Consider the following 18,320-nt stretch of genomic DNA (forward strand, 5'->3'; position numbering starts at 1 on the left):
CAGAATACGCGCAAACACCAGAAACGCAACGCGTTTCGCGAAAGCCGCTCTCGGCGATTTGTGCGGGTATCTGCCTTATCCTGACCAAAATGCACAGGGGTGGAAGCGACTGGGTACGGTCCCGCTCAGCCGGCCCGGATTGCGGCGGGTTCGAGCGCAGCAAGGAACGGCTCGCCGCGCCGCCGCATCCTGAGGCCGCTGAGCGGGTGGCGGGCATGCGCGAGTCTGGCGTCAGCGCGCACACCCTATGGTTGCTGCGTGCCCGACTTCAGCCCATCCGCGTTGCGAGCCGCCCGTGCACGTGCCGGTCTGACGCAGCACGAGGTGGCGCGGCTTGTCGGAGTTTCGGGCGGTGAACGCGTATCACTGTGGGAACGTGGGGAGATGGCTCCGAGGGCAGGGACAGTCCGTGCGCTGGCGACCGTTTTGAATGTTTCGGTTGAGGAACTGCTTGGCATCGCTTCCGAGACACCTGACTTACGTGCGCTGCGTCGACGGGTCGCGCTCAGCACGGCGGAAGTCGCTCAGAGTGCCTTTGTCTCGACATCGACGTATGAGCGCTGGGAGCGAGGTGTCGGTAGCCAGATGCCAGCCGCTGACTCTCTGAAAGGAATGGCTGCGAAGCTCGGTGTCGATCAGCTCACAGTGCAGCGTGCCTTCGAAGTCGCGGTCAAGAACGCAAGAAATGTGTGATTCACAAGATTGCGCGCTGCGAGTGGCCAACCTGGTGTTCCGTCCCCTGGGGGTCGCGGAGCCTGGCACGCACGAGCGTGTGGGGATCTTCATCGTGTGCCGCAGGGGCGTCGACCCAGGCCGGCCCGCCGTCAGTGACACTCGAAGGTCTGTGAGCAGGAGCGGTCGGTTGCCTCTGTGACGAAAAGGCAGCTCAGGCCGCACAGCCGCGGTCGCGCCATGCGGAGTTAAAGCTCAAACCCCCTTGATGACGGGCATCTGGAGGTATGCGAGCCGCGTCGTCGGCGAGAGCAGCTGTCTATCTACGTGAGGTGCTGTTCACGTCGATGGTCCAGAGCGCGGCCGTCGTCGAGTTGTTGAGCAGCATCGGTTGGCTCGTCACAGTCACGGATGCCCACATCACATCGGTGCCGCGTAGGCGCAGAGACGCGGTTACCGCGTCCTCGCCAAGGCGGTTCAGATGGTGGACTACCGCGGCGTCGTCGGGATGGAAGATGTCGATGCCGGGTACGGCCCAGTCAATTGACGCGGGTGGCGGGTCGACCCACTGAATGATGTGGCCGGTGCGGACGTCGACGATGGCACGGTGAGTGCCCGGCTTCGCGACTGCGTCGAGGACCCGGCGCTCGAGGACCGCGAGGCGGGGGGCCTGCGGCACATCGTCCGCGGGGCCTATGTCATGAGTGATGCCATGCATCACGATCTGAGGGCCGTCCTCGGTTTGGTGCTGCAAGGCCCTGCAAGAGAAGTGGGCAGCTCGCCGGTCGCCGTCATCGCAAACGACAGTCCAGATGGCCTGGTGTTCGCTGCCGGGTTTGGATTGCACAACCTTGGCCAGGGCCTCGGAGGCGTCCGGACCGGCGGTCAGACGAGTGAAGGCTTCGGCCATGGCCCGTTTCGTGCGTCGCTCGTCCTTGGGCTGGTGGTACAGGTCGAGCAGCTCGTCGGATCCGGCCACCTCGAAGCTTGTGAGGTTGAAGTACCAGGCGCCGGCAAGGTCATGCGGTACGGCGGGCTCGGGCTCCTCAAGGCCGCCCAGCCACAGCCAGGCGCCGTTTACGCGGCTGTCGTACGCGCGGAGAGGTTGGGCGAGGCAGCGGCGACCGTTCCGCGTGGTCACGTCGTACGGCTCGGCGATCGCGGTGACGTGGTCAAGGGCTGCCTGGGCCATGGTCAAGGAGGCGCGGTTGCGGGCGAAAAATTTGTCCAGTGGGACCATGCTGCGCGGCCGGGAGCCGAGGCCGATCAGCGTCGGTGGCTTGAGACCGAAAGTCTCGACTAAGCACCACTCATGCCCGGCCATAGCTGCACCCCCAAAGGTCAGATGCACGGAAGTTGAGTGTACCGACCCAGAGTGCGCGAGAGCAGTGCCGCGACCCGGGAATCGGCCCCGGCGTAGATGACGCGCGACCCACGTTTCTGGCCGTGCACGATGGCGCGAGCAATGTCCTCGGCCGAGGAGTGAGCAACGCGTCTGTCGAAGCTGTCCGCTCTGCCCGCTCGGTCCTCGTCCTCGGCGAAGCTGCCGTTACGCAGGATGTCAGTGTGCACGCCGCCGATGAGTGCAGCACTCACGCGGATCCCGGCGCCCTCGTGGGCCAGTTCGTTGGCGAGGGTGCGGGTGAAACCGTAGACGCCGGCCTTGCTGGCGACATACGAGGCGTGGCGGGGAACCGCGATGCTCTCGATTGCGCTGGATGCGGTCACGATGCTGGACCCGGGGGAGAGGTACGGCAAGCAGGCATGCACGGTTGCGATGGTCCCGATCAAGTTGATGTCGATGACGCGGACCAGGTCCTCGAAGGTGCTCCGACGGATCGTTCCAGTGTGCATAACACCCGCGAAGGTAAATACACAGTCAAGAGGCGGTGATTTTTCGATTAGTTTTACGAGGTCGGATCGGTAGTCCGTGGCGGTGATATCCAAGGCTGCGACCGTCGTGCGACACGGCAGCTTCTCAGCCAGGGTATTGAGCGAATCCTTATCTGTATCAACCAAAACCAGCTCGTCATAAGTCCCGGCGACTTGCCAGGCCAAGGCACTGCCGATGCCTCCGGCGGCGCCGGTGATGAGGGCGCTACGTGCCGTTTCAGGGCGGTTGCGATCGAAGGTGTTTGAGGTACTATCCCGCTGCCGCTCACGTAGGTGAGATCGGCTCTGCGCCTGACGTATCGGCCGGAGTCCTGAGCTAAGCAAGCGATGCTTCACAGGCATTGCATAGCACGGCGTTGCCCTACGGGACACGCCAGAGGGACTTCGCTATGACGTCGATCAGTCAGGGCGTGCTCCGGGGGGAGAGTGCAGCATCAGTCCAGATCCGCCGCGCCCAGCGATCGACCGGTTGCTACCCCGACGTCGTCCGGACGGTTCTAGCGCATGCCCTCTATGGCCGCGTAGTCACCGTGTTCCACACGGATGACCAGCCTCACATAACCGGGTCTTTCGAGCCTGCTCTTGCTGAAAGGCTCGTGCAGCATGCCCCGGCGGGGCGCCATCGAGCCAGCGAAGTCGAAATAGGCATCGGACCGGCATCGGGACCGGAACTTGTCGAACGGCATGACCTGACTCCGTTTACGGAACACGCCGAGCAGCTGGCTGAGCGGCTCTCCCAGGAGTCGTTAAACGCCGGGCCGACCTGCAGCAGATCGTTCCAGCGGATGGCCCGGTGCCTTGAGGCTAGGTGGTTGACCGGTGATGAAAAACCACTAGTGTAAAAACATCAGAAATTGACGTTGTCGCGCATGACAGGGGAGACCGGCGCTTCAAGAGACTGGGGCCATGAATGAGGACAAGGACATGACAGGGACCAACTTGAACATTCGCAGCGGGCGGTCGCTGGTTGGTGTCGCCGCTGCAGTGGCCATTGCAGCGACGGCCGGTTGCTCAAGCAGTGGCGGTAGCGCGCAGTCGTCGAGCACATCGACGCCCGCGGTCTTGTCGTCGAGCTCGAGCATGTCGACGTCCTCGAGCTCATCCGCGTCGACGAGCACCGACCCACTCGCCAAGAAGAAGGCTGCCGCCAGTGCGGCCGTCGTTGCCTTGTTCAAGATGATCGACCAGCTGCAAAGCAACCCTCGATCTGACATCACCTCCCTTGACGTGGTGGCGCGCGGTCAGGAACTCGCGCAGTGGCAAGCAAACATCACTAGCAACCACTACAAGGGCTACTCGGGGCGCGGTCATTCGCAGATCGTCGGCCCTGTGGCGTCGGCTACGCGAGACCCGCTGACGTACGACGTGAGAGCTTGCCTCGACGTCAGCAAGTTCCAGCTACTCGAAAAGAGCGGCAAGCCGGTCCCGATCCCCTCGGGGGCGCCGCGCCGAGTGGCTTACACCTACGGTGTGACGCAGGACGCGAAGACGCTCAAGTGGTACGTCACGACCGAGAAGGCGACCGGGACATGTTGATCCGGTCTCGCGCCGCGGCGGGTGCTCTTGCGGCTGGGGCGGCGCTGGCCTTCATTGGGATTGCGACGCCTCCGGCCGCGCGCGCGGCCGGAGGCGTCAACTGCCCGCCCGGAACCGTTTGGGACCCGTACAAGTCGATCTGCGTCATCAAGGTGGTTGCCCCGCCGAGCCCACCGGGCCCGTCGCCGCAGCCGACCCCGCCGCCGACGCCAGGGCCGCCCGGGAAGAAGCCGCCAGGGAAGGGCAAAGAGAAGTGCGTCAGCAACGCCACGGGCAAGACGATCCCGTGCACCTACGGCGGAGCCTGGTGGTCGCCGGACAAGCAGTGCTACGTCAGCGTGGCGAAGCCGCAGCCGCCGAAGTCGGACCCGGTCTGGGGTGGTCACACGGACGGCACGGTCTATCAGTGCGACTTGATCACGTCGCGGTTCTTCTTCTGGTCACAGACGCAGCCGGGCGGGCCGAAGGCGCCACCCGACCCGGTGGTGCTGGCTCGCGAGGCGGTCGCGGCGATGGAACTGCGAGGTATCACGATCGGGATCGTGCCGCGCGATGCGCCGGGGTCGGTCGGTCTGGTTGGTATGCCGCAGTGGATGTGGGTGAAGAACCCGACTGCGAATACCTGGGGCCCAATCACTAAGAGTGCTTCGGCGGCGGGCTACACGGTGACGGCGACCGGAAAGGTCGATCGCATCGTGTGGGACATGGGCGATGGGCAGCAGATCACCTGCGCGAGCAAGGGCACGCCGTACTACGACGCTGCGGGCAAGACGAAGTCTCCGACGTGCGGGCACGACATGTACACGAAGCAGGGCAGCTACAGGGTGACCGCGACGAGCTACTGGGTCATCAACTGGTCGGGCATCGGCCAGTCCGGGACGATCCCGGTCACAGTGGCCAACTCGACCGTCATCAAGATCGGTGAGGCGCAAGTCCTCACTCAATGAAGAACCAACTGGGGAGACATCATGGTCATCGCGACCGAGGAGCAGCAGCATTCGAGGCGCAAGAAGGTGAAGGGCGCCGCTGAGGAATCGAGCGGCCTGGAGCAGGTGGTCGTGGCACCGCCCAAACTGCGCAGGAGGCCTGTTCTCCTGGCCGCCTCGGTGGCAGCGGTATGCCTGGGTGCATTGCTCGGGATGATGGCGTACAGCTTGGCCAGTTCGGCGAAGGAGGTCATCGCGCTTCGGACGACCGTCCACCGTGGTGACGTCATTCAGCGAAACGACCTCATGACGGTTCGGGTGAGCGCGGACAGGGGTGTGAGGCCGGTGTCCGGAAGCGACATGAGCCAGGTCGTCGGCAAACGCGCGGCGTACGACATGGCTGCCGGCGGGTTGCTCACCTCGAGTGCGGTGACGAATGCCCTTGTGCCGGCGGCTGGGCAGTCCGTTGTCGGTATCGGCGTCGCACCGGGACAGCTCCCGGGCATCGCCCTGCAGGCGGGGGACAACATTCGTGTGATCGCGACGCCAGGCGACCAAGGCGGCTCTGTAGCTGCGACCTCGTCGGCATCGACGACTGCGACGGTCGTCGATGTGCAAGCCGAGGGCAGCAACGGGCAGCAGGTCGTCGACGTAGCCGTGCCGGACTCGCAGGCCGCCGAACTGGCCGCGCAGGCCTCAACGGGCAAGGTCGCGATCGTCTTGGACTCTCGGGAGCACTGATGGCGGTCGTGACATTGATGTCGGCTTCCGGTTCACCCGGAGTCACCAGCACAGCCCTCGGTATGGCGGTGTGCTGGCCGCGGCCGGTGGTCCTGGTCGAAGCCGACCCCACTGGTGGAAGCAGTGTGCTGGCGGGATTCTTCCGCGGCGAAGTTGCCAGCTCCCGGGGACTCATCGACTTGGCCCTGGCACACCGCAGCGGCGCCCTCGCCGACGCTGTCGCGACGAACGTGATCCCCATCCAGGGAACGACGGCGATGCTCCTGGCCGGCGTGCGCAGCCATGCGCAATCCCGCAGTCTGGTCGACGTGTGGGAGCCCCTGCTGGCGGTGCTGCGCGGGCTCGAACGCACAGGCCAGGACGTGATCGTCGACGCGGGCCGGCTGGGTCTGACCAACTCGCCGGACGCACTCATCTACGGAGCCGATCTGACCTTGCTCACAACGAGGACGAACCTGCCGTCGCTGGCCGGGGCGCGGTCCTGGGCGAACACGCTGCAGGACGCATTCGAACGGCGCGGAGCGCTCCAACAATTGCGGACGCTGCTGATCGGCAAAGGCCGCCCATATGGCCCGGCGGAGGCCGCGAAAGTGCTGCAGATCCCCGTGGCCGCCGCAGTCCCGTGGGAACCGGAGATGGCTGAAGTCTTCTCTGCGGGCGCACATAAGCCACGCAAATTCGACAACGGCTCACTGGTTCGCGGCCTCCGGTCGGTCTGCGCGGCCGCGCAAGGAGCCATCGCAGCCAACCGCGCCGAGCTGGGCACAGCGCAGACGGGAGAACGCGCATGACCAGGCAGCGCCCCGAAGGGTCGAGCGACCCGACCGACCCGGCCGCGATCCCGGACCCGGCCGCGCTTCCGCTGTTCGCTGCACCCGACGACCGCGGGCAGGTGGAGTCGATCGACCGCGCGCGCTCACGGCTCAGCTCTCACCCGGACCGGATCCGTTCGGGTGAAAACCCATTCGTCTCCCCGCGGCGACGTGGTGCGACTGCGCACGCCGACATCGATTGGGCGCTGGTGGCGGCGTTCCGTAAGCAGGCCTCCGACAAGCTCCTGACTGCCCTGGGCGACGAACGGGTCGGCCTGGACGAGCAGTCGCGGCGAGAACTGGGCCGCACGATCATCCTCGAACTCCTGGAAGACTCCGCGCAGAACGCCGTCGCCGACGGCGACAACGCCTGGACCCTCGACGAACAACAGCGCCTGGCCGAGGCCATCTACAACGCCCTGTTCGGGCTGGGCCGACTGCAACCGATCGTCGATGACGACGAAATCGAGAACGTCGAAATCTACGGCTGCGACGACGTCACCTTGGAATACGCCGACGGCAGTCTGCGCGACGGGCCGCCCGTCGCCGACTCCGACGAGGAACTGCTGGAGTTCCTGACCTTCCTGGCATCCCGTAGCGAAGGAAACGCACGACCCTTCTCCGAGGCGCAGCCGAGACTGCACATGAGGCTGGACGGCGGAGCGCGCCTCGCCGCGGTCGCCTGGAACACCACACGCCCGGCGGTGGTGATCCGGCGACACAGACTGCAGCAAATCGACCTGAGCCAACTGCGCGACACCGGCACCCTCAGCGACCTACAGGTCACCTTCCTGCGTGCAGCGGTAAAGGCGAAAAAGTCCATCGTGGTCGCCGGCGACCAAGGAGCCGGCAAAACCACACTGGTGCGCGCCCTGTGTGCCGAGTTCGATCCCTACGAACGGATCGGAACCTTTGAGACCGAGTATGAGCTGCACCTGCACAAACTCGGCGACAAGCACCGGCGAATCGTGCCGTTCGAGGCGCGCCCGGGCTCGGGGGAGATCGGTCCCGACGGCCGCCCCGCCGGCGAGGTCACCATCGACCAACTGCTGTACGACTCGTTCCGGTTCAACCTGTCACGACAGATCGTCGGTGAGGTTCGCGGCAAGGAAGTCATCGCCATGATCAAGGCGATGCAGTCCGGTACCGGGTCGATCAGCACCACGCACGCCGGCAGCGCTTCGGGCGCGATCCGCAAGCTGATCACCTGCGCGATGGAAGCCGGCGCACACGTGACGCCGGAATACGCAACCCGCGCCATCGCCGAACACATCGACCTGGTCGTCTACGTGAATCTGGAAACGGGCAACGCACAAGACGGCCAGGCGAAGCGCAAGCGGTGGGTCTCCGAAATCGTCGCGGTCGAGCCCGGCGAGAAGGAAGTCGGTTACGCCATCACACACGTGTTCCGGCCGAGCCCCGGCGGCCCCGGGACCGCGGCGGTGCTGCCGGATCACCTGCGTGACCTGGAGGCCTTCGGTTTCGACGCCCGAGCCTTCGAAATTGAGAGCCGGGGGCGAGCGTCATGACGCCGTTCATTCCGGCACTGGCAGGCGCGCTGATCGTGGCCGGTGTCCTTGGCACCGTCCTCGGGTTCCGCCGCAGCCCCGAGAAGCCGCCTGCGCCGGCCCGGACCCGATTGCCGATCGTGGCCCGGCTCGCACAAACGTCTCCCCAGACGCGAGCCTTGCTGCTCGGCGGGGCCGGCGCAGGCCTCATCATCGCCCTACTGACCGGGTGGATCATCGCGATCGCCGCCGTCCCAGCGGCCGTCGTCGGGCTTCCCGCGCTGCTGTCGTCGAAGGGGGCCGCCATGAAGATCGATCGGCTCGAAGCGCTCGAGGACTGGATCCGATCCTTGGCCGGCGTTCTCACCGTGGGAGTCGGCCTCGAGCAAGGGCTGATTGCCACGATCCGGTCCGTGCCCGAACCGATCGCACACGAAGTGAACCTTCTCGTGCGGCGACTGCAGGCCCGATGGAAGACCGAGGACGCGCTGCGGGCATTCGCCGAAGACCTCGACGACCCGACCGGCGACCTGGTCGCCGCCAACCTGATCCTCGGCGCACGACGCCGCGGTCGCGGCTTGGCCAGCGTGCTGGAGGCCCTCGCCGCATCCGTCGCCGACGATGTCCGTGCCCGCAGACAGATCGAGGCTGACCGTGCTAAGCCGCGCTCTACGGCGCGATGGGTGACGATCATCACCGCAGGCGTCCTGATCTTCCTTGCGATGACGGGGCAGTACGTCGCCCCATACAGAACACCGGTCGGCGAAGCGATCGCCGGGCTGCTCCTGTGCGCCTATGTTGCGACGCTGATCTGGATGCGCCGAATGGCCGAGGGCGAAGAGATTCCCCGGTTCATCGGTGCCGAAGTGAAAGAGAACGCGGCGTGATCACCACCGGACTGCAGCTGGCTCTACTCGGAGGGGCATTGATCGCCCTCGGCGTCGTATGCCTCATCTGGCGGTTCATCCCGGCAGAGCCCGACCTTGCCGATGCCCTGAACAGGCTCTCGCCCGTGCACGGACGCCGAACCGCAAACCCGCCACTGGCCGAACCCGCGGACCGCACGGAGCGTCTTGGCAGGTGGGCCATGAAGACCTTCCCGCCCGCGGCATGGGTGCGCACTCCCACCAAGGAACTGGCGATCCTGCGGATCCCGGTGGCCAGGTTCTACGGCGAGAAGCTGATGTTCGCCGCGGTCGGCTTGATCATCCCGCCGTTCTTCACCTTCCTGCTGGGGGTGTTCGGCCTCCACCTGCCCATCGTTCTCCCGGTCATCGCCACGCTCGCCCTTGCCGCCGTGATGTTCTTCATCCCGGATCTGAACGCCCGCGACGATGCTAAGAAGTCGCGAGCTGAGTTCTCCCGTGCCTTGGGCGCCTACATCGATCTGGTTGCGCTCGAGCGCAACAGCAGCAGCGGGTCACGTCAGGCAATGGAGGTAGCCGCAGCAGTGGGCGACAGCTGGGTGTTCAAGCGCCTCAGCGAAGAACTCGCGTTGTCCCGGTGGAACGGCGTCGCACCCTGGGATGCCCTCAAGGCGCTGGCCGACGAACTCGGCCTGCCCGAACTGGAGGACCTCGCCAGCATCTTGCGGCTTTCCGGCGAGGAAGACGCCCAGATCTACAACCAGCTGCGGGCACGCTCTGCATCACTGCGAGCCGCCATGCTCAACACCGAACTCGCCAACGCGAACGAGATCGGTGAACGGATGAGCATCCCGATGTCACTCCTCGGGGTCATCTTCATGGCGCTGCTTGTGGCGCCGGCCCTGCTGCGAGTCATGGGAGGTGGCAACTGACATCGCACACCGAACCCGCAGCCATCCCCAACCGACACTTTGACCAACCGTCACCGAACCACCAGAAAGGGCTCACGCCATGACCTACCTGATCGCAACACTTCACACCTTGGGAATCCGCCTGACCCACAAGAGCCTCGAGTTGTCGGACCGGGCGAAGAAGACCCTGCGGGAGCGCGACAACGAAGCGGGCTCCCTGACGATGGAGAACGTCCTGTGGGCCGTCGCCATCATCGTCATCGTCGGGATCGCCGTCGGTGCGATCACGGCCTACGTCAGGTCGAAGTCCAACAGCCTGAAGTAGTCAAAGGCGACGAAGGGTGAAAGGAATCGGCATCAGCGGGTGGCTGCGCCGCAGGATCCCACTCGACCACGGGTCGGGTGACCGCGGCATGGCCACCATCCAGATGGTGCTCTTGCTTCCCGCCGTGCTCGCCGTCCTGTTCGCGGGCATGCAGGCCGCACTCTGGTATCACGCCCGGGCGGTCGCCATCGCCGCCGCGCAGGAGGGCGCACGTGCGGCCGGAGCACAGTACGGAACTGCTGGGGCGGGCTCTGCGGAAGCTGCCGGGTTCCTGGCCGACGCGGGACCAGGCGTCATCTCCGGCACCTCCGTACACAGCTCGCGCAGCGCCACCACCGCGACGGTGACCGTCTCGGGCAGCAGCATGAGCGTCATACCCGGCTGGACGATCACCGTGCACCAGAGCGCGACCGTGCCCGTGGAACGGATCACCGGATGAGACCCCTACAACGATTGCTGGCCACCGTGACGCGGCGGCACGACGAGGACGGCTCGGCAGTCATCGAGGCCGTCGTCGGCGTACCGGCGTTCATGCTGTTCGTCGGGCTTATCATCTTCGGCGGCCGAACCATCATGGCCCACCAGGCCGTAGAGTCCGCGGCCGGAGACGCGGCCCGCACGGCATCCATCGCCCGTAGCGCGAGCGATGCGAGCGGAACAGCGACGGCGGCCGGGGCCGCAAGTCTGAAAAACCAACAAGTGCAGTGCATTACGCAGAGCGTGACGGTCGACACGGCAGGCTTCAGCGCGCCCGTTGGCACCCCGGCCCGAGTGATGGCAACGGTCACGTGCCGGGTCAACCTATCCGACCTGTCCGTGCCTGGCGTACCAGGATCCCTGACAGTCACCGAATCGGCGACCAGCCCCATAGACACGTTCAGGGGGAAAACACGGTGATGCGACGGCTGCTACGTACCGACCGAGAGCGCGGCTCAATCAGCGTACTGATCATGACCGCCAGCGTGATGATGGTGATCCTGGTGGGCCTCGCCGTGGACCTCGCCGGGCAAGTGCACGCCGAGCAGCACGCTCGCGACGTCGCCGCCCAGGCTGCCCGCGCCGCCGGCGAACAGGTCGCGGCCAGCTCCGCGATCCGCGGGGACGCCCTCAGCGTCAACACCACCCAGGCGGCCGCCGCCGCCCACCAGTACCTCGCGGCGGCGGGGGTGCACGGCGGCGTCACCGTGCACGGCACCACGCTGACCGTGACCACCCGCGACCGGTACGCCACGAAGTTCCTGTCGATCATCGGCCTGAACAGCTTCCCGGTGACGGGGCACAGCACCGCGCACCTAGAACGGGTGCGGAACGGCGCCCCGGGTTAGCCGGCGCACGCAATGGGCGCCAAGCGGTAACAGCCGACATGTGGCGTATGAACGGACTCGCCGGGAGAGGAAGCAACGAACGATGAACAAAATCCGCCAACGCGCCGCGGGACTCATGGCGCTCTTGGCGATCATCGGGATCGTCATCGTGCTTCCGCTGGTTCTGCTGGCCGTCGGCGCCGACCCGCTGCCGCGCACCGTCCCGTCGTGGGACACGATCCGCACCGCACTGACCAGCCCGGACGACGGCACGCTGGCGCTCAGCGTCATCAAGATCATCGCCTGGGCAAGCTGGGCATTCCTCAGCCTGTCGATTCTGCTGGAAGTCGTGTCGCGGATCCGCGGCATCAGCGCACCCAGCCTGCCAGGCTTGCGCATGCCACAGTCCGCCGCGCGTGGCCTGGTCGGCGCCGCGATCATGCTCTTCGCGGCGTCCCCGGTTGTCGCGCAGGCCGCGAACGCGGCGCCGTTGCCGGCGCATCAGGCCGTGAATGCATCGGCCCACGCCGCCACCGACACGCACGCCGACAAGGCAAGCCATGGGCATCCGGATCGCGCACCGGCCTCCAATGAGGCTGCACCGAGTGGGCCGACCGTGAAATACACCGTGCAACGCGGTGACAGCCTGTGGTCGATCGCCCGGGAGTACCTGGGGTCAGGGCAGAGATATACCGAAATCGCAGCGCTCAACCATCAGACACTCGGCGACCACCCCGGATTCCTGAAACCCGGGTGGGTGCTGCAGGTCCCGGACGAGAGCGGCCCGCCAGCCCACGACCATGTCGTGACCGTCAAGCCGGGCGACACGCTGAGTGCAATCGCCGAGCACGAGCTCGGCGATGCCGACCAGGTGCCTGAGATCGTCGCAGCCACGACTCACACAGTGCAGCCAGGCGGGGTACACCTGACCAACCCGAACCTCATCGAGCCGGGGTGGAAGATCGTCATACCCGATAAGACCAGTGCAGCCAATCACCCCACGTCACCGGACCCGGCCAGCACTACCGGACCGCGCAAGGCGCCACATACGCCGCCCGCTTCCACAGCTCCCACACCACCGGGAACACAGCCGCCGGCCACCAGGCCGGTGCAGCCGCGTGCCGTGACACGGACGCCACCGGCGCACGTGCCGTCAGGCGACAGCACACCACGAGGGAACGACGTACCGCAGTCCGCGACCGCAGGGGGAGCCCACCAGGGATCCACGGCGCCCTGGATGCTGACCGGCCTCACCGGCGCGGGCATGGTCCTGGCGGGGGGACTGTGGATGGCCCTGCGCCGGCGCCGCGCCGCGCAGTTCCGTGCTCGACGCCCCGGCAAGACGATTGCCGTCCCGCCGCCGGAGCTGGACGCGGTGGAGAAGACGATCGTCACGGTGGGCGCGCAGGCCGCACCGATGGTGTTCCAGATCGACGCCATCTTGCGTCACCTGGCTGTACAGACCCGGGATGACACGATGCCGTCCATTGCTGCCCTGCAGTGGACCCCGGAGCAGACCGTGCTGCACCTGAGCGACGCGGCCACCCTGCCCGACCCGTGGATAGGGGCCGACGACAGGTTGCACTGGACGATGACCGCCGAAGCGGCCGACGGCCTGGCCACGGGCAGCGACGACGAGTACGACGACCGGGCCGCCCCATTGCCCATGCTGGTCGCCATCGGCAGCGGCGAAGAGGGCGACCTCTGGCTGATCAACCTGGAGGACTTCGGTGCACTGAACGTCAGTGGCGATGTCGAACGCGCCCGTGAATTCGTGCGCTACTTGGTGGCCGAACTCGCGGTGAATGACTGGTCCGAAGGTGTACGTGTCGATTGCGTCGGCATCGCCGATGGTCTCGATCAGCTTGACCCCGCCAGGATCCGGCTGCACCCAGACACCGAACAGGCAGACACCGCCGCCGAACTGCTCGCCGACGCCATCGGCACTCTCGAACAGGCCGAAGGCGTCAACGTCACCACGGCGCGCGCGCACCAGCACGGCGATGACGCCTGGCAGGCGCGCGTGATGATCGTCGACCTCGCCGGCCAGCAACCCAGCGAAGAACTACGCCAGGTCCTCGAACTGATCGAAAGCCACCCGGGGCTGACCGGCACCGCCGTTCTACTCAACCGCAGCGGAGCCAGTGATGATCGCCTCGCCGAGGTTGAACTGCACATCGACGCCGACGGCAGGGTCTCCATGCCCGCGGCCGGACTGGAGCTCGCCGCGGTCACCCTCACACAGGAGGAGGCGCAAGGATGTGCGCAGGTGTTCGGGCAAGCCGACAAGCCCGACACCGACATCCCGGTCGCCGAAGACGCGGCCGGCTGGCACGCGTTCGTGAACGAAGCCGGAGCGTTGCGCGGCGAATACACCCTTGACCGGACCGCGGATGCCGACGACGCCCACAGCGTGCTCGCCGGGGATGATCAGGAGTACGTCACGGCGGCCGCAACAACACCGGAGGATCTGGCTGCCTTGGCGCCCAAGATCCCGGACACCGTCCGAGACCAGCTGCACGAGTCCGACCCGGACCTGGACGCCGACGTCGAGGCATGGTTCAGCGACGACTGTGCGCGGCCACGGCTCAGCGTGCTCGGCCCGGTCACGGCCCGCACCCGCGGCGACGCCGTCGCGGTGGCCAAACGCAAGGCGTACTACACCGAACTCCTGGCCTACCTCGTGACACGACCTGCTGGCGTGACCCCGGCCCAGCTGGGGGAGGACTTCAACATCGCCGACGGCACCGTCAGGCGTGACGTCAATACGCTGCGGGAATGGCTGGGCACCGACCCCGTCACCGGACAGAAGTACCTTCCCGGAGCCAAGGAGTCCGCGGCGGCCCGGGAACGCGGGATGGGCGTCTATCAGGTCAGCGGTGTTCTCTTAGACGGCGACCTGTTCCGCCGGTTGCGGGCGCGCGGCGAAGCCAGGGGCACTGACGGCATGCAAGACCTGCGTCGTGCCCTGACACTCGTCTCCGGCATCCCGTTCGACCAGCTGCGCACTGGGGGTGGAGCCTGGCTGACCGAAGGCGACCGGCTCGACCATCACATGGTGTGCGGCATCGTCGACGTCGCACACATGGTCACCACCGAGGCGCTGCGCAACGGCGATGTCACCACCGCGCGTGCGGCCGCCGAGACCGCCGCCCTGGCGGCACCGCATGAGGAGATCCCACGCCTTGACCTCGCGGCCGTCGCCGCCGCAGAGGGACACAACGGGGAAGCGGAACGCATTCTGCGGGCCGACGTGGTCAACCGTTCGGACGACGGACTGGCGCCCACCGAGCTGTCAGAGCGCACGGAAACGATCATCCGCAACCGCAACTGGCTGAACCCTGACAAAGCCGCCGGCTGATGCCGGCCCGACGATGCGCCCCGCCCCCGGAACGAGTTCCGGGGGCGGTGAAGCTGTCCAAGATCTCTGGTGACCTGGCGCAGGTGGACGACGTCGACGCCCTGGTCAACCCCTGGAACCGCAACTACATGCCGCGGTGGCTGCTGTTCCCCGGCGGGGTGAGCAGGGCACTGAAACGCCGCACCGGACCCGGGCCGTGGAAACAGCTCGCCGGCGCCGGGGTTCTGCCCGTCGGCGGGTGCGTGGTCACCGATGCGGGCCAGCTGAGCGGACAGATCAAACTCATCCACGTCGCCGGACTGAATCTCGCCTGGAGAGCCACCGAAGCAACGGTTCATGCGTCGGTGCACGGCGTGATACGGGCAGCGGTCGACCACCGGATGCGCCACATCGCGATGCCGCTGATCGGATCCGGGTCTGGCGGCCTGGACCGTGCTTCCTCCCTGCACTGCATCGAAGAAGCACTCGGCCACTACACCCACGGACACCCGATCGACGTCCTTGTCGTCGAACACGCCGACGCGGTTGATCGCCTCTGACCGCCCCCCTACAGGCCCCGGATGTCAGGGCAGCTGTGCACGATGGTGCATCGTCGAGGTGAATCGGGGAGGACCACCATGCAGGTGCAGCCGTCGTTCTGGGCGCGCATGTTCGGGCACGACTGGGTCGCTACACCCGACGGCCCGCGACTGCGAGTCAGCTGGCGGACCACGGGGTGGCACACCCTCTCCGGCGCCGCGCTGCGGGAGCGCACCATCGACCGGACATGGCCATGGTCGGTCTTGGCGATCCCAGGAGAGGCGTATGCCGCGTTGGGTGGCTTGAACCGGGAGACACGGCATGCACTCGACGATGCGATCGGCCAGGTAATCGCCGAGGCCGATCGACTTGAGCGGCTCAGCGCAACATTCATCGCGGACGGACACCAGGTGCAGCAATGGCGAGCGGGCGTGTTACGCGACCTGGACACCCTGCGCAACCGCTGGATCCCCCGCGAGATCGCCGCGCGCTGGCAGGCGGACCGGCCGGACTTGGCCAGCCCGGTATTCGAAAAGGTCCGCGACGAGCCCGAACTGGCTGCTTTCCTGGCCACGCAACCGGCAGCGCTCCTGCAAGCGATCCACACCTGGGAGCACACCGACATCCCGACCTGGGTGGCCGAGCGCAACCAGAGGTTCCTGACCGCTGAGCGGGTGCACATGAAGGACTTCTTCGACGCGATCGAGAAGTCGCCACTGACCGAGGAGCAGGTCGCGTCCGTCGCGATGTGCGACAACAGCGTGCGAGTGATCGCGGCGGCCGGGTCCGGCAAGACCTCGACAATGGTTGCTCGCGCCGGATACGCACTCGCACGGGGCATCGCCGAACCCGGACAAATCCTGATGTTGGCCTTCAACAGAGCGGCCGCTGACGAGCTGCACCAGCGCGTGGTGGAGCGCCTGCGGATCCACGGGCTCGATGGCGAACAGGTCAAAGCCACCACCTTCCACTCGTTCGGGCTCGAAGTCATCGGCCAGGCCACCGGCAGCAAACCGAGGGTCCCCGGCGACCTGGTGGATCTGAACGGGGCCAAGCGGATGGAACGTGTCATCGACCGGCTGAGGGACCGCGACGAGACGTTTCGGCGGACGTGGGATCTGTTCCGGCTCGTGTTCGGCCAACCGCTGAGTGATTTCGGTGCACCCAGCCGCCCGGAGGATCACGACAAGATCACCGGCATACGCGGGTACCGCGCACTGAACGACGAAGTCGTCAAAAGCCAAGAAGAACGCCTCATCGCGAACTGGCTCTTCTATCACGGTGTCCGGTACGAGTATGAACGCCCGTACGAAGTGGACACTGCGACAGCCCGGCACGGCCAGTACCACCCGGACTTCTACTACCCGAACATCGACGCCTATCACGAACACTGGGCGATCGGCCGCGACGGCAACCCGCCGCCGACCTTCAAGGGTTACCGCGAGGGGATGCGCTGGAAACGGCAGATGCACCAAGCGCACGGGACCACTCTGCTGGAGACCACCTCCGCGTCCGTGCGCGACGGCAGCGGATTCGACTACCTCGCCACCCAGCTACGAGCACACGGTCTCGTGATCGACGACAGCTACCACGAGATTCAGCACATCCCCGGGCGCGAACCCGTGGAGGACGCGAGCATCATCCGGTTGTTCCGGACCGTGCTCGCACACGCCAAGAGCAACCAGCTGTCCAGCGTGGATCTACGCCAGCGGGCGACGCCGGCCGCCGGGCGCATCCCGATCCGCACCGAACTGTTCCTGCAGCTCTACCAGGCGATCCACCAGGAATGGCAGCGCCAGCTCGCGACAGCTAATCAGGTCGATTTCGATGACATGCTCAACCAGGCATCCGAGATCATCGAATCCGGCCGATGGGCCAACCCCTACACCATGGTCCTGGTCGACGAGATGCAAGACAGCAGCTGCGCGAGGGCGCGTCTGGTCCGTTCTCTGACCACCGGGCCGGGTCGATACCTTCTGGGCGTCGGCGACGACTGGCAAGCGATCAACAGATTCGCCGGCGCCGACCTGTCCGTGATGACCGACTTCGCCACGTGGTTCGGGCAAGGCCCAACAGTCCACCTGAGCCGGACGTTCCGCTCGCCCCAATCGGCTATGCGATGTGGCCGGGGAGTTCGTCGCCAAGAACCCGGCACAGCTGGAGAAACAAGTCTCCTCGGTCCAACGGGAAAACCCGCCCACGCTGCAAGCGACCGCGGTCGGCACGGGCGAGGAGTATCCCGCAGCCCTGGAGGACTACCTGACCGGGCTCAGTCAGCACCACGCAGGCGACGCCAAACCTGCCAGCGTCTTCGTGCTCGGGCGCTATAGACACACGCTCAAACCCGTTGCCGACTTGTGTGACCGTAGCTGGCCACACCTGACCGTAACCGCCGACACCATTCATAAGTCAAAAGGCAAAGAAGCCGACTACGTCGTCATCCTCGACCTCATTTCCGGTGCCGCATACTCCTTCCCCAGCAGCATCAACGAAGACCCGCTACTCAGCCTCGCCCAACCCGGCGCGGACAGTTTTCCCGACGCCGAAGAACGACGCCTCTTCTACGTTGCGCTGACACGAGCGCGTAAAGCCGTATTGCTGCTGACCACAAAGTCCCGAGAATCTACGTTTCTGACGGAACTGTTCAACGATAAAAAGGTGACGATCCACAATCGGGCGGGAGAAACCGACAACCCGATCCCGTGTCGGGATTGCAGGGTCAACCCGGTGGTGCTGAAATTCGGGACACACGGCGAATTCTACGGGTGCGTCACCCGGCCGACGTGCAACGGTAAGTACCAGACCTGGGAGATCGAGCAGCTGCGCGAGTCCACCCGACCGTAACCTCGGAGCTCTTCAAAGCCACTCAGGCCCGCCGCCTACGGGACGCCGCCGCCTGTGGGCAGCAACACTCGGCAGCATCTGCCCTGAGCTGCGCACCGCACC

The 18,320-nt window shown here is 66.1% G+C and carries 20 protein-coding genes; 16 read left to right on the forward strand and 4 right to left on the reverse strand.

The window, feature by feature from the left end; all coding sequences use genetic code 11:
* The first annotated feature begins 258 nt into the window (after positions 1–258).
* Entirely contained in the window at positions 259–693 is a 435-nt protein-coding gene (locus EFY87_RS03500; RefSeq protein ID WP_158607488.1) for a helix-turn-helix domain-containing protein, read from the forward strand.
* 298 nt (positions 694–991) lie between these two features.
* Here the strand turns inward: EFY87_RS03500 and EFY87_RS03505 are convergent, their stop codons facing one another.
* The 4 genes from EFY87_RS03505 to EFY87_RS03520 form a co-directional block, all read right to left on the reverse strand.
* Positions 992–2,023 (reverse strand): GAF domain-containing protein, encoded by a 1,032-nt coding sequence (locus EFY87_RS03505; protein WP_148043229.1) that lies wholly within the window; start codon positions 2,021–2,023, stop codon positions 992–994.
* On the reverse strand, positions 2,014–2,901 hold the full coding sequence (locus EFY87_RS03510; RefSeq protein ID WP_158607489.1) for an SDR family NAD(P)-dependent oxidoreductase: 888 nt from the start codon (positions 2,899–2,901) through the stop codon (positions 2,014–2,016). The genes EFY87_RS03505 and EFY87_RS03510 overlap by 10 nt, the downstream gene beginning before the upstream one ends.
* Before the next feature lie 161 nt (positions 2,902–3,062).
* Positions 3,063–3,251 carry a hypothetical protein gene (locus tag EFY87_RS03515; protein WP_123270063.1) on the reverse strand — a complete coding sequence of 63 codons (189 nt, stop codon included), beginning with the start codon at positions 3,249–3,251 and terminating at the stop codon, positions 3,063–3,065.
* A gap of 204 nt (positions 3,252–3,455) precedes the next feature.
* Positions 3,456–3,647, reverse strand: coding sequence for a hypothetical protein (locus EFY87_RS03520; protein ID WP_148043230.1), 192 nt, complete (start codon positions 3,645–3,647; stop codon positions 3,456–3,458).
* On the opposite strand from EFY87_RS03520, the gene EFY87_RS03525 reads away from it, so the two are divergent.
* The 15 genes from EFY87_RS03525 (at position 3,646) to EFY87_RS03595 (ending at position 18,218) form a co-directional block, all read left to right on the forward strand.
* Positions 3,646–4,101 carry a hypothetical protein gene (locus EFY87_RS03525; protein ID WP_148043231.1) on the forward strand — a complete coding sequence of 152 codons (456 nt, stop codon included), beginning with the start codon at positions 3,646–3,648 and terminating at the stop codon, positions 4,099–4,101. The genes EFY87_RS03520 and EFY87_RS03525 overlap by 2 nt on opposite strands.
* The gene (locus tag EFY87_RS03530; protein WP_123270066.1) at positions 4,095–5,048 is read left to right on the forward strand and encodes a hypothetical protein; all 954 of its coding nucleotides are present in this window, start codon (positions 4,095–4,097) and stop codon (positions 5,046–5,048) included. The genes EFY87_RS03525 and EFY87_RS03530 overlap by 7 nt, the downstream gene beginning before the upstream one ends.
* 21 nt (positions 5,049–5,069) lie before the next feature.
* Positions 5,070–5,768 carry an SAF domain-containing protein gene (locus EFY87_RS03535; RefSeq protein ID WP_123270067.1) on the forward strand — a complete coding sequence of 233 codons (699 nt, stop codon included), beginning with the start codon at positions 5,070–5,072 and terminating at the stop codon, positions 5,766–5,768.
* Positions 5,768–6,559 (forward strand): hypothetical protein, encoded by a 792-nt coding sequence (locus EFY87_RS03540; protein ID WP_123270068.1) that lies wholly within the window; start codon positions 5,768–5,770, stop codon positions 6,557–6,559. The genes EFY87_RS03535 and EFY87_RS03540 overlap by 1 nt, the downstream gene beginning before the upstream one ends.
* A complete protein-coding gene (locus EFY87_RS03545; protein WP_123270069.1) occupies positions 6,556–8,109 on the forward strand; it encodes a TadA family conjugal transfer-associated ATPase in 1,554 nt (517 codons plus the stop codon). The genes EFY87_RS03540 and EFY87_RS03545 overlap by 4 nt, the downstream gene beginning before the upstream one ends.
* Positions 8,106–8,975 carry a type II secretion system F family protein gene (locus tag EFY87_RS03550; protein WP_123270070.1) on the forward strand — a complete coding sequence of 290 codons (870 nt, stop codon included), beginning with the start codon at positions 8,106–8,108 and terminating at the stop codon, positions 8,973–8,975. Before EFY87_RS03545 ends, EFY87_RS03550 begins: the two co-directional genes overlap by 4 nt.
* Positions 8,972–9,886, forward strand: coding sequence for a hypothetical protein (locus EFY87_RS03555; protein ID WP_245988373.1), 915 nt, complete (start codon positions 8,972–8,974; stop codon positions 9,884–9,886). The genes EFY87_RS03550 and EFY87_RS03555 overlap by 4 nt, the downstream gene beginning before the upstream one ends.
* A gap of 79 nt (positions 9,887–9,965) precedes the next feature.
* Positions 9,966–10,190: a hypothetical protein gene (locus EFY87_RS03560; RefSeq protein ID WP_123270071.1), complete on the forward strand. Its 225-nt coding sequence runs from the start codon at positions 9,966–9,968 to the stop codon at positions 10,188–10,190.
* 16 nt (positions 10,191–10,206) lie between these two features.
* Entirely contained in the window at positions 10,207–10,629 is a 423-nt protein-coding gene (locus EFY87_RS03565; RefSeq protein WP_245988375.1) for a TadE/TadG family type IV pilus assembly protein, read from the forward strand.
* Positions 10,626–11,087 (forward strand): TadE family protein, encoded by a 462-nt coding sequence (locus EFY87_RS03570; RefSeq protein ID WP_123270072.1) that lies wholly within the window; start codon positions 10,626–10,628, stop codon positions 11,085–11,087. The genes EFY87_RS03565 and EFY87_RS03570 overlap by 4 nt, the downstream gene beginning before the upstream one ends.
* Complete coding sequence (locus tag EFY87_RS03575) at positions 11,087–11,515, forward strand: pilus assembly protein TadG-related protein (RefSeq protein WP_123270235.1); 429 nt, start codon at positions 11,087–11,089, stop codon at positions 11,513–11,515. Before EFY87_RS03570 ends, EFY87_RS03575 begins: the two co-directional genes overlap by 1 nt.
* An 82-nt stretch (positions 11,516–11,597) precedes the next feature.
* The gene (locus EFY87_RS03580; RefSeq protein WP_123270073.1) at positions 11,598–14,855 is read left to right on the forward strand and encodes a LysM peptidoglycan-binding domain-containing protein; all 3,258 of its coding nucleotides are present in this window, start codon (positions 11,598–11,600) and stop codon (positions 14,853–14,855) included.
* Positions 14,856–14,902: 47 nt separating this feature from the next.
* A complete protein-coding gene (locus tag EFY87_RS03585; RefSeq protein WP_158607490.1) occupies positions 14,903–15,394 on the forward strand; it encodes a macro domain-containing protein in 492 nt (163 codons plus the stop codon).
* 78 nt (positions 15,395–15,472) lie between these two features.
* Complete coding sequence (locus EFY87_RS03590; protein ID WP_158607491.1) at positions 15,473–17,704, forward strand: UvrD-helicase domain-containing protein; 2,232 nt, start codon at positions 15,473–15,475, stop codon at positions 17,702–17,704.
* On the forward strand, positions 17,688–18,218 hold the full coding sequence (locus EFY87_RS03595) for a 3'-5' exonuclease (RefSeq protein WP_158607492.1): 531 nt from the start codon (positions 17,688–17,690) through the stop codon (positions 18,216–18,218). The genes EFY87_RS03590 and EFY87_RS03595 overlap by 17 nt, the downstream gene beginning before the upstream one ends.
* Positions 18,219–18,320 lie beyond the last annotated feature (102 nt).

Origin of the sequence: Flexivirga caeni (genome assembly GCF_003724155.1) — a bacterium.
In the GTDB taxonomy this organism is placed as follows: Bacteria; Actinomycetota; Actinomycetes; order Actinomycetales; family Dermatophilaceae; genus Flexivirga; species Flexivirga caeni.